The sequence below is a fragment of the Actinomycetota bacterium genome (genome assembly GCA_030774015.1).
Taxonomy (GTDB): domain Bacteria; phylum Actinomycetota; class UBA4738; order UBA4738; family JACQTL01; genus JALYLZ01.
Map to the genome: position 1 here is coordinate 1 of JALYLZ010000060.1, position 11,429 is coordinate 11,429.

The following is an 11,429-nucleotide window of genomic DNA, read 5'->3' on the forward strand; positions in this document are numbered from 1 at the left end:
CCCTGCCGCCGCCCGGCCGGTCGCCCCGGTCATGGCGCTCCCCGCCCTCACCCTCCACGCGGGGCCAGCCACCCTCGGGCGGGTCCCAGCCCTCGCCGACGGGCTTCAGCGCGATGCGTCCCCGCTCGGGCTCCACGGTCTCGACCTCCACGGTGAGCTTGTCGCCCTGCTTCACGGCCTCCTCGACGCTCGAGAGGCGGCGGCCCCGGCCGAGCTTCGAGATGTGCATGAGGCCGTCGGTGCCCGGGAGGATGTTCACGAACGCCCCGAAGTCTGTGGTCTTCACCACGGTCCCCTCGAAGCGCTCCCCCACCTCGGGCAGCCGGGGGTGCACGATCTGGTTGATCATCTCCTTGGCCTGCTCGGCCCCTTCGCCCTCGCGCGAGCCGATGAAGATGCGGCCGTCGTCCTCGATGTCGATGTCCGCCCCGGTCAGGGCGATGATCTCGTTGATCCGCTTCCCCTTGGGCCCGATGACCTCCCCGATCTTGTCCACCGGGATCTGGATCATCTCCACCCGGGGGGCCTTCGGGCTGAGCGCCGAACGCGGCTCGGGGAGGGTTGCCAGCATCACGTCCAGGATCTGGAGCCGGGCCTCACGGGCCTGCTTCAGCGCCTGCGCGAGGGCCTCGGCCGGGAGGCCGGTGACCTTCATGTCCAGCTGGATGGCGGTGACCCAGTCGCGGGTCCCGGCCACCTTGAAGTCCATGTCGCCCAGGGCGTCCTCGGCCCCCAGGATGTCGGTGAGGGTCACGAACTCGCCGCCCTCGGCGATCATGCCCATGGCGATTCCGGCCACCGGGGCCTTGATCGGCACGCCGGCGTCCATGAGGGAAAGGGTCGACGCGCACACGCTGGCCATCGACGTGGAGCCATTCGACTCCAGCACGTCCGACACCAGCCGGAGCGCGTACGGGAAATCGTTCTCGTCGGGGATCACCGGCACCAGGGCCCGCTCGGCCAGCGCGCCGTGGCCGATCTCGCGGCGCTTCGGCCCGCGCATGAAGCCGGTCTCGCCGGTGGAGAAGGGCGGGAAGTTGTAGTGGTGGATGTACCGCTTGGAGTCCTCGGGGTCGAGCGTGTCGATCATCTGGGTCATCCGGAGCATCCCGAGCGTGGTGACATTCAGGACCTGGGTCTCGCCCCGCTGGAACAGTCCGGAGCCGTGGGCCCGAGGGATGAGGCCGACCTCGGCCGACAGCTGCCTGATCTCGTCGGGCTTCCGGCCGTCCAGGCGGATGCCCTCGTCCACCACGCGCCGGCGCATCATCCCGCGCTGGAGCTCCTTGAACGCGGGCGAGATCTGCGAGGCCCGCTCGGCGTACAGCTCCTCACCCCACGTCTGGTGGAGGTGCTGCTTCAGCTCGTCCTTCAGGGCGTCCAGCCTGGCCTCGCGCTCCAGCTTCGCCGGCACCAGGGCGGCCGTGATCCGGTCGCGGGCGAACTCCTCCACGGCCCGGCGGACGTCCTCGTCGATGAGGCTGGTGGGCTCGAACGGCCGCCGGGCGGCGCCGGCCTCGGCCAGGAACTGCTGCTGGAACTCGAGCATCTCCGCGAGCGCTTCCTTGGCCGCTTCCAGGCCCTCCGCCACGACCTCCTCGGTGGGCTGGGTGGCGCCGTCCTCGATGAGCTTCCAGGCCTCGTCCGGGGCCTCGCCCTCGATCATCAGCACGTCGATGCCGCCGGTGTCGTTGCGCCGTCCCGCCACCACCATGTCGAAGGTGGCCAGGTCGAGCTCCTGGTAGGTCGGATTGACCTTCCACTGGCCGCCGATCAGGCCCATGCGGACCGCGCCCACCGGACCCTCGAACGGGAGCCCGGCCAGCATCGTGGCGATGCCGGCGCCGTTGATGGCGGGGACGTCATACAGGTTGGCCATGTCCGCGGACAGGACCGTGATCACGACGTGGACCTCGTCCCGGTATCCCTCGGAGAAGGTCGGCCGCAGCGGACGGTCCACCAGCCGGGCGGTCAGGATGGCGGTCTCGGAGGGACGGCCCTCCCGGCGGAAGAACCCGCCCGGGATCTTGCCGGCCGCGTACATCCGCTCCTCCACGTCCACGGTCAGCGGGAAGAAGTCGATCCCCTCGCGGGGATTCGAGCTGGTACAGGTGGCGAGGATCTGAGTCTCGCCGATGGTGACGACGACGGCGCCGCCCGCCTGCTTGGCGAGCTTACCCGTCTCGAGCGTGATGTCGGTCCCGCCGATGTTGCGGGTAGATGTGGTGATGGTCACTGGTTCCTCCTCGTGAACCGCGGCGCGTGGCGCGCCTGATCGATACGCTCGGGCCGAGGAGGGGGCCAGTTCTCAGTGGTGGGCCTCAGGCCGAAGGGGTCTGGAGTCCGCAACTGATAACTGACCTGGTGGCTTCCCGGCCCTGGTCAGTGGGTCTCGTTCCTCTGGCCGTCTCCTTCCCTCGAATGCAGCAAGGGCGGCTTCCGCCGCCCCCTGAATCCCTACCGCCTGAGTCCCAGGCGCGCGATGAGCGCCCGGTAGCGCTCGATGTCCTCGTGCCTGAGGTAGTCCAGCAGCCTCCGGCGCCGGCCCACCATCTGGAGCAGGCCGCGCCGGGAGTGATGGTCCTCCTTGTGCGACTTCAGGTGCTCCGTGAGGCCCTGGATGCGCGTGGTGAGAATGGCGACCTGAACCTCGGGCGAGCCGGTATCGGCCTCGTCTCGACGGTGCTCCTGGATGATTTGCGACTTTTCTTCTTTGACCAATGCCATTGCGATCCGTTCGAGGTTACCACGCAGCCGCCGCGACCGGCCCAAACGTCCTCCGACCGGGCCCGGACGAGCACCGAAAGGTTCGCGCCGCCCCTACGGGCAGCTCACCACGTTGTCGCCGGAGTCGACCACGCAGGTGTCGGTGCCCGATCCCCCGTCGGCAGAGTCGTTGCCGTGCACCCCGTCCTTGACTCCCAGCCGGTCGTTGCCGTCTCCCCCTTCCGCCACATCGGCCGCTCCCCCGGCCATGCGGTCGTTCCCGGCGTCCCCCATGAGGTGGTCGTCGCCCTCCGCGCCGTTCATGCGGTCGTTGCCGTCGCCGCCGGAGACGACGTCGTCGCCAGCGGTCCCGGTGAGCTGGTCGTCTCCCCCCAGACCCGACAGGGTGTCGCCCCCGCCCGTCCCCGCGATCACGTTGGGCCCGTCGTCACCGGTGAGGGCGTCGGGGAAAGCCGAGCCGGTAACGTTCTCGAAGCCCGAGATGCCGGGGGTGCCGGTGGCCGTGCCCAGGGACAGGTCCACGGTTACTCCCGATGAGTACTTCGGGTACTTGACGGTGTCCTTCTGCGATCCCCCCTGGATCGGGGAACCCGAGGCCACGGAGCCCGAGCCCAGCATGGCCAGGGCATCGCGACCCGGGCCGAGGTCGAGGTCGTAGTACACGGCGGGGTCCGCTCCCTGGACCCGCAGGGTGTCGTTCCCCGCGCCGAGAGAAAGGGCGATGGAGGCCATCCCTGCGACGTCGATGTCGCCCGGGGAGGCCCCGGTCACGTACGTGACGGCGACGGTCCCGACCGACACCGTCACCACGTTCGGGGTGGTGTCGGAGGAGTCGTCCAGGGTGGCGGCACCGCCGTCCCCGGCATCGACCAGGTCGAGCTCTCCGGCGATGCCGTTCAGCGTGGAGCCCACGTCCACGGCGTCGCCCGCCCCACCCCCGGTGTCCGCGGTCGTGGTGATGCCAGAGGCTGTGGCGATGACGCGGGCGGAGTCGTCGTCACCCTGGCCGTTCACTGTGATCGATGACACGCCGTCGGCCGCCGTGGGGTTGTCGATGGTGATGGCGTCGGACCCGTCGCCCGCGTTCACCGTGATGGTGGTCTTGTTGGCCAGGTCGTAGCCCACTCCATCGGCGTAGATCTCCACGGTCTGGAACCCGTCCACCACCGGCCCGTCCTGGACCGTGATGGTGTCGGCGCTCGCCGTCGTGGTGATGTCGTAGGTGGCCGCCGCGGAGGTGTCCTGGATGTTCGGCGTGACCATGACCACCACGTCGTCCAGGACCCACCCCTCGTCCGACCACCCTTCGGTGACCGAGCCGCTGAAGGTGAAGGTGATGTCAGTGGCGGTGTGGTCGAAGGAGTCGTCGAGGTCGTAGCGGGCGGCGGCGATCTCGCCGTTCGAGCTCGTCCCCGGGCCCAGGAGGTCGCCGGTGGCGGCCGATCCGGTGGTCCCCGCGTTCGGCACCACGCACCCTGCCTCGGAGCACGTGCAGGTGTAGGGGTCCGGGTAGTCCTGGGTGTACCCCGGGTAGTTGGAGAACGTGGTCAGGGGCTGGATGTCCGATGCCGCGCCGGTGGCGTCCAGGTCCCAGAAGTCCGGACCGAACCCGTGGGGGCTCGTTCCCGTCCCAGGACCGCAGGGTGTACAGCTGGAACGAGAGGTCCACCGCGGAGTGGGTCGGAAGCCCGGTGAGGGTGAGGGTGGTGCCGGAGCCGAACGGCTTGTTCCCGCACACCGTTCCGGACGGGGTGTACCAGCACCCCGAATCGTCGCTCGCCAGGACGTGGTCGGAGCTCGGCGTGTCCAGGATCCCGGCCCCGGACCACTCGGGGCCGATGGACGTGCCGAAGTCGTTGCTGTACACCGTCGCAGGCGCCAGGTTGAAGTCGTTGCTGTAGACCGTGGTGGGACTGGTTCCCGATGCAGTACCAGCCCGAATGGCGCTCGACACGAGAGCCAACATGAGAAACGCGGGAACGATCGACCCGTGACGCAGGCCCTCCGAAGCGAAACGCGTATCGGCCTGGCCCCCCCTCCCAAGGTAGCCAACGGCCGACCGGGGGGCGGCCAAGCGGGCCGCAGCCCCGGCCGATCGGCCCAATCGTGCTCCCCCTCCGGGCACGCCACAAGATGCGCTTCGGCGCAACCTCCCCGGGGCCACCGAAGGCTGAGTCCTCGGGCGCAGCAATGGTGGCCGTGGTCCCGTCAGCGCAGCACGGGGTGGCCGCTGGAGGCGATGTAGGCGGGGATGAGTCGCGCGGTCATCGTTCCGTCGGGCTTGACCACCACCTCGGCCACCGCGGTGGTGGAGCCCTCGACCGAGAAAGCGGGCCACACGAAGTTTCCCAGGCTCCAGAAGATGGGCTTTCCCTGGTAGACGGAGAGCGGCTGGAGCCGGTGGGAGTGGCCGCCGAAGATGACGTCCGCGCCGGCCGCGATGAACTGATGCGCCTGCTCGACCTGGTAGTCCCGGGGCTGGGTGTCCAGCTCGACGCCCCAGTGGATGTCCACGACCACGAGGTCCGCCTTCGAGGCCGCCTCCCGGATCTCCTCCACCATGCAGCCCACGTCGTGGCCGCACGCCGTCCCGGGGTGGTCGGCCGTGGCGACGGCCTCGGGATACGGGTCGACCACCTCGTCGATCCCCACCACGGCGATCTTCCATCCCTTGATCTCGAACAGGGCGGCCTCGGCGGCCTCGTCGGCGTCCTTTCCCGCGCCGACGGGCGCGATCCCCGCCTTCTCCAGGTTCCGGCGCGAGTCGACCACGGCGTCCGGGCCGTAGTCGTACGCGTGGTTGTTGGCGAGGTTGCCGACCTCGATGCCCCCGGCCTTCAGGGCCGGCAGCGCGTCGGGGTCGCACCGGAAGTTGAACGTCTTCGGCACGGCGGCGCCGAGCGTCGACACCGCGCACTCGAAGTTCGCCACGGTGAGGTCGTCCTGCTTGAACAGCCCGTTCAGCCCCGACAGGGCGTAGTCCCAGCCGTACGTCCGAAGGTTCGGGATGTAGCTGGGGTCGAAGTTGGTGTCGCCCGCGCCGTGGATGAGGAGCCGGCCGCGGTGTGCCGGGGTCGGACTCGGGGCGGGCGAGGACGCCGATGGCACCGGGCCGGTGGGGCTCGATCGGGCCAGCGGGGCCGACGCGCCCGGCCCGGGCGACGTGGCCGTGGCCGGATGGTCCCCGAGCGTTCGCAGATAGAGGGCGAGCCCGGCCACCCCGGCCAGACCGATCGCCACGAGCGCGAACGGGATCCTCGAACGGGGAGGCGGGCGGTGGCGGCCGGGCACCCTAGCGCGTTGCCGGCGGGCCGCGGCCGACCAGCTGCCGGGTCCGCTCCACGTCCTCGGCGATCTGGTCGGCCAGGGCCTCGGCACTCTCGAAGGCGATCTCGTCGTGGAGCCTGGTCCAGAACTCGATCTCCAGGGTCTCCCCCACCAGGTCCCCCTGGAAGTCCAGCAGGTAGGCCTCGATGTGCACCGGTTCCGCCCCGAAGGTGGGGTTTCCCCCGATGTTGATGGCCGCCACGAACTCGCCCCGGGGCCCGCGGGCGATGCCGGCGTAGGCGCCCTCGTCGGGGAGCAGGATGCTGGGAGGGGTCTCCAGGTTCGCCGTGGGCCATCCCAGGCCCGTTCCCCGGCCGGCGCCGCGGACCACGCGACCCTCCACCGAGTACCGCCGGCCCAGTGCCCGCTCGGGCCATTCCAGGTCCCCCGCCACCAGCGCTTCCCGGATGGAGGTGGACGACACCCCGCGCCCGTTCAGCCGCAGCAGGGCCATGCCCTCGACCGTGAACCCCATGCCCTCACCCAGCTCGGCCAGCACGAGGAGGTTCCCCATGGCCCGGTGCCCGAAGGTGAAGTTCGTGCCGACGACCACGTGCTCGGCCCGCAGCCCGTCCGCGAGGACACGCTTTGCGAACTCGTCGGGCTGCCACCGCGAGAGGTCCTCGGTGAACTCGAGGACCAGGAGCCGGTCCACACCCAGTGCGGAGACCAGCTCGATCTTCCGCTCCAGCGTGGTGAGCAGCAGCGGCGCCTTGCCGGGACTCAGCGTCTCCAGGGGATGGCGGTCGAACGTCACCGCCACCGCGTCGAGGCCGCGCTGCGCCGCCACGTCGACCGTTCGCCGGATCACGGCCTGATGCCCGCGGTGCACGCCGTCGAAGAAGCCGATGGTGACGGCGGCGGGCCGGCCCTCCGCTTCCAGCTGGTCGATGCCCCGGAGCACGTCCATGGCGGTGAGGGTAACGGACGGAGGGACGCTCAGACCCGAGGACCGAGCACCATCTCGGGTACGGCCTTGGCCCCGTCGTCGCGGTACACAGCGATCAGCCGAGCGTCGGGGCCCAGGACGGCGTAGGGCCCCTCGATGCCCGCCGGGCCAAGGGGACGCCCGTTCGCCGCGGCTCCGGCTTCCTCCTGTTCCAGGAAGATGGACGGAAGATGGGGCACGGCCGCCTCGACGGGCAGGGGTGGCTTCCGCCCCAGCTCGCCGATGGGCACCGCGTCCTCCAGCGAGAACGGCCCGACACTCGTTCGAACCAGCCTGGTCAGGTGGGCGCCGGACCCGAGCGCGGCACCCACGTCCGCCACCAGGACGCGGACGTAGGTCCCGCTGGAGCACGACACGCGGAACTCGAAGTCCGCGCCGTCGAACCCGAGGAGGTCGAAGGCGTCCACCCGGATGGGCCGTGCGGGGGCCTCGATGGCCCGGCCGGCCCGGGCGGCCCGGTGCAGGACCTGTCCGCCCACCTTCACCGCCGAATAGGCCGGTGGCCGCTGTTCGATGTCGCCCACGAAGCGCCGCATGGCGCCCTCCAGGTCGGGCCGTGACACGGTGACCGGGGCGGTCCGTACCACCTCTCCCTCGGCGTCGAGCGTGTCGGTTTCCACGCCCAGGCGAGCGGTCCCCTCGTACGTCTTGGGCAGCCCCGACAGGAACCGCAGCAGTCGCGTGGCGCGTCCCACCCCCACCAGCAGGAGCCCGGTGGCCATGGGATCGAGCGTCCCGGCGTGGCCGACCTTGCGGGTCCCCAGGCGACGCCGGACGGCGTCGACCACGTCGTGCGAGGTGATACCGCCGGGCTTGTCGACGAGCAGCAGCCCTTCCGGCGCGGTCATCCTCGAGCCGCGGCCTGCTCCCGCAGCGCCTCGGCGATCTGGCGCACCGTCTCCTCCAGCCCGACCTTGGAGGTGAACCCGGCGGCCAGCCGGTGCCCGCCTCCACCGAAGCGCGCCGCCAGCGCGGCCAGGTCGGCGCCCCCTCGCGACCGCATGCTGACCTTGAACCGGCCGTCGCGCTGCTGCTTCAGCACGGCGGCCACGTCGGCCTCGCGCGCCGTCCGCACGACGTCGATGAGGTCGTCGCCCTCGGTGGGGTGGATACCGGCGTCCTGGATGTCTGCCTGGGTCAGGTACGTCCACACCAGGCCGGCCTCGGGGTCGAACGCGACCCGGTGCAGCGCGGTGCCCAGAAGCTTCAGGTAGGCCAGCCCGTTGTCCTCGAACAGGGCCTGGGCCAGCTTGGCGTGGTCGAACGGGTGTTGCCGGAGCTCGGCCGCCAGCCGGAGCGTCTCCGGAGAGGTCGCCTCGTACTGGAACCGGCCGGTGTCCGTGACCAGGCCCGCGTACAGGCAGGCCGCGGCCTCAGCGGGGATCTCCCCGCCCATGCGTTGCATCAGCCGGAACACCATCTCGGCGGTCGACGACGCCTTGGGGTCGATGAGCGGCACCGTTCCCAGGCCCTCGTTGCTGGCGTGGTGGTCGATCCACACGACGTTCCGCGCTCGGGCCACCGTGGCCGCCAGCTGGCCGAGGCGGTCCAGCGAGGCACAGTCCAGCGTAACGAGCACCTCCGGAGCCTTCGGGAACCGGCGCGGATGCACCAGGGCGTCGCTACCCGGGAGTTCCTTCAGCCACCGGGGGTGCTCGAACGGGTCGTTCCCGTACGAGCACACCGTTCGCTTCCCCCGGGCCCGCAGGAACGCGGACAGCCCCAGCATCGAGCCCAGCGCGTCGGCGTCGGGGTTGATGTGGCAGGACAGGGCGACCTCCGTCGCCCCCTCCAGCACCTCCGCCGCCCGAGACAGGGCGTCGCCCTGGTCCACCGCGACCGGTTCAGCCCTCGCCACCGCCACCCTCCCTCTCGTGGATCCGCTCGAGGAGCTCGTCGACACGGCGAGCCCGCTCGAGCTCCGTATCCTCCTCGAACTCCAGGTCCGGCACGAACTTGATCCGGACCTCCTTTCCCAGGACGGCTCGCAGGTGCGACCGAGCCGACCGCAGGGCCGCGCGCGTGCCCTTGCGGGCCGCGTCGTCGCCGAGCACCGTGTAGAACACCCGGGCCTTCCGGAGGTCGGCCGTCACCCGCACGCCGGTGACCGTGACGAAGCCGAGCCGCGGGTCCTTCAGCCGGCCGATCTCCCAGGCCAGGATCTCGCGCAGCTCCTCGGACACCCGGTCCAGACGTTCAGTCATCGTCGGGATAGTGCAGGGTCAGGTCGGAGTCGATCAGCTCGGTCGGTCCGAACCGGTCGATGAACTTCGCCACCTCGTGGAGGACCTTCCGGACCTGGTAGGACTCCCCGGAGGTCACCGCCACGGCCAGGGTTGTGCGCTGCCACAGGTCGTGGTGGTCGACCTCGGCCACGGACACGTTGAACTTCTGGCGGATCCCCGCGGTCAGCGCCTTCACCACGTGGCGTTTCTCCTTGAGCGACGTGCATCCCGGGATGCGGAGATCGAACCTCTCCAGGCCTACCAGCATGCTCGAGCGTTCCTCGGGGCGACCGTCAGAGCGAGCGGGGGATCTCGCGGACCTCGAACGTCTCGATGACGTCGCCTTCCTTGACATCCTGGAAGTTCTCCAGCCCGATGCCGCACTCGAACCCCTCCGCCACCTCACGGACGTCGTCCTTGAACCGCCGGAGCGATCCCACCTGGCCCTCGTAGACGATCACGCCGTCGCGGACCAGGCGGGCCCGGGCGCCCCGGGTGATGGTGCCGCGGGTGACGTAGCACCCCGCCACGGCTCCCAGCCGAGGGACCCGGAAGATGGCCCGGACCTCCGCGGAACCGAGCTCGACCACGCGCTCCTCCGGCGAGAGCATTCCCGACAGGGCGGACCGGACGTCGTCGATGGCCTCGTAGATGACCCGGTACAGCCGGAGGTCGACGCCCTCCTTCTCGGCGAGCGCCGTGGCCTCCGCGTTGGGCCGCACGTTGTAGCCGATGACCACGGCCTGCGAGGCGATGGCCAGGCGGATGTCGTTCTCCGTGATGCCGCCGACGCCGCGGTGGATGACCCGGACCCGGACCTCCTCCTGGGGAAGCTTCTCCAGGGCGTCGATGAGGGCCTCGAGGTTGCCGCCCGCGTCGGCCTTGACCACCAGGTTCAGGTCGGTGACCTCGCCCTCGCGGGTCATGGCGATGAGCTCCTGGAGGCCCGGCGGCCGGGACGCCACCAGCTCGGCGGCCCGGGCCCGTGCGCCCCGCTCCTGGCCGATGTGCTTGGCCTCCCGCTCGTCCTCGACCACCCGGAACTCGTCCCCGGCCTCGGGAACGGCGGCCAGGCCCACGATCTGCACGGGCTTGGAGGGCGGAGCCGCGGTCACCTTCTTCCCCCACTCGTCGAACATGGCGCGGACCTTTCCATGCACGGTCCCGACCACGATGGCGTCGCCGACGTGCAGGGTGCCCCGCTGCACGAGGACCGTCGCCACCGGGCCCCGCCCCTTGTCCAGGTACGCCTCCAGGATGGTTCCCCGGGCCGGCCCGTGGGGGTCGGCCTTCAGGGCCTGGAGCTCGGACTGGAGCAGCAGGGTCTCGAGCAGGTTGTCCAGGTTCGTCCCGGACTTCGCGGATACGTCCACGAACTCGGTATCCCCGCCCCACTGGACGGGCACCAGCCCCTGGTCGACCAGCTGGCGGCGCACCCGTTCCGCGTCGGCCTCCGCCTTGTCCACCTTGTTCACGGCCACGACGATGGGCACGCCGGCGGCGCGGGCGTGGTTCAGGGCCTCCACCGTCTGCGGCATCACGCCGTCGTCGGCCGCCACGACCAGCACGACGATGTCGGTGACCTGGGAGCCGCGGGCCCGCATGGCGGTGAAGGCCTCGTGGCCGGGGGTGTCGATGAAGGTGATCTCGTGGCCGTCCAGGTGGACCTGGTAGGCCCCGATGTGCTGGGTGATCCCGCCGAACTCGCGGGCCGCCACGTCCGTCTTGCGGATGGAGTCCAGCAGGAGCGTCTTCCCGTGGTCGACGTGGCCCATGACCGTGACCACGGGCGGCCGGGGCCGCAGCTGCGATTCGTCGACCTGCTCCTCCTCGGCCTCGTCCCCCTCCACCCCGACGATCTCGGCGCGGAAGCCCAGCTCGCGGGCCAGGATATCGATGGCCTCGTCGGTCAGCGACTGCGTGGCCGTGACCATCTCCCCCAGGTCGAACAGCTTCTTCACGACCTCGGCCGGCGTGCGGCCGGTCTTCGCGGCGACGTCCTGGGCGCTGGCGCCCCGGCTCACCCGGATGGTGGGAAGGGCTTCGGCGGGGGCGGGCTCGGCCGGCGGCGCGACCTCGGCTTCCGGCTCCGTGACCGTCGTGGCGGCGGGAACCTTCCCGTCGCCCGATTCGGGCCGCGCAACGCCCACGTCCTGGGCCTGGGCCTCGGCCTCGTCCCCCTCCACCCCGACGATCTCGGC

Annotated in this window: 11 protein-coding genes; 1 reads left to right on the plus strand and 10 read right to left on the minus strand. The window is 70.9% G+C overall.

Going from position 1 to position 11,429, the window contains the following annotated elements:
• From M3Q23_05905 to M3Q23_05915, 3 genes are all read right to left on the minus strand, one after another.
• A partial coding sequence (locus M3Q23_05905; GenBank protein ID MDP9341630.1) for a polyribonucleotide nucleotidyltransferase occupies positions 1-2,236 on the minus strand: 2,236 nt, incomplete at its 3' end.
• A gap of 221 nt (positions 2,237-2,457) precedes the next feature.
• Positions 2,458-2,727 carry a 30S ribosomal protein S15 gene (rpsO, locus tag M3Q23_05910; protein ID MDP9341631.1) on the minus strand — a complete coding sequence of 90 codons (270 nt, stop codon included), beginning with the start codon at positions 2,725-2,727 and terminating at the stop codon, positions 2,458-2,460.
• Between the two features lie 93 nt (positions 2,728-2,820).
• A complete protein-coding gene (locus M3Q23_05915) occupies positions 2,821-4,197 on the minus strand; it encodes a hypothetical protein (protein ID MDP9341632.1) in 1,377 nt (458 codons plus the stop codon).
• Between the two features lie 236 nt (positions 4,198-4,433).
• Here M3Q23_05915 and M3Q23_05920 point away from each other — a divergent pair, with 236 nt between their 5' ends.
• Positions 4,434-4,628 carry a hypothetical protein gene (locus M3Q23_05920; protein ID MDP9341633.1) on the plus strand — a complete coding sequence of 65 codons (195 nt, stop codon included), beginning with the start codon at positions 4,434-4,436 and terminating at the stop codon, positions 4,626-4,628.
• A 307-nt stretch (positions 4,629-4,935) separates the two neighbouring features.
• On the opposite strand, the gene M3Q23_05925 is transcribed toward M3Q23_05920, so the two are convergent.
• From M3Q23_05925 to infB, 7 genes are all read right to left on the minus strand, one after another.
• The gene (locus tag M3Q23_05925; protein ID MDP9341634.1) at positions 4,936-5,967 is read right to left on the minus strand and encodes a CapA family protein; all 1,032 of its coding nucleotides are present in this window, start codon (positions 5,965-5,967) and stop codon (positions 4,936-4,938) included.
• Positions 5,968-6,019: 52 nt separating this feature from the next.
• The gene (locus tag M3Q23_05930) at positions 6,020-6,964 is read right to left on the minus strand and encodes a bifunctional riboflavin kinase/FAD synthetase (GenBank protein ID MDP9341635.1); all 945 of its coding nucleotides are present in this window, start codon (positions 6,962-6,964) and stop codon (positions 6,020-6,022) included.
• A 29-nt stretch (positions 6,965-6,993) separates the two neighbouring features.
• Positions 6,994-7,851, minus strand: a complete 858-nt coding sequence (gene truB, locus M3Q23_05935; GenBank protein MDP9341636.1) for a tRNA pseudouridine(55) synthase TruB — start codon at positions 7,849-7,851, stop codon at positions 6,994-6,996.
• On the minus strand, positions 7,848-8,861 hold the full coding sequence (locus M3Q23_05940) for a bifunctional oligoribonuclease/PAP phosphatase NrnA (protein ID MDP9341637.1): 1,014 nt from the start codon (positions 8,859-8,861) through the stop codon (positions 7,848-7,850). The genes truB and M3Q23_05940 overlap by 4 nt, the downstream gene beginning before the upstream one ends.
• On the minus strand, positions 8,848-9,207 hold the full coding sequence (gene rbfA, locus M3Q23_05945) for a 30S ribosome-binding factor RbfA (GenBank protein ID MDP9341638.1): 360 nt from the start codon (positions 9,205-9,207) through the stop codon (positions 8,848-8,850). Before rbfA ends, M3Q23_05940 begins: the two co-directional genes overlap by 14 nt.
• Entirely contained in the window at positions 9,200-9,496 is a 297-nt protein-coding gene (locus M3Q23_05950) for a DUF503 domain-containing protein (protein ID MDP9341639.1), read from the minus strand. The genes rbfA and M3Q23_05950 overlap by 8 nt, the downstream gene beginning before the upstream one ends.
• 25 nt (positions 9,497-9,521) lie before the next feature.
• The coding region (gene infB / locus M3Q23_05955; protein ID MDP9341640.1) for a translation initiation factor IF-2 at positions 9,522-11,429 on the minus strand (1,908 nt) is incomplete at its 5' end.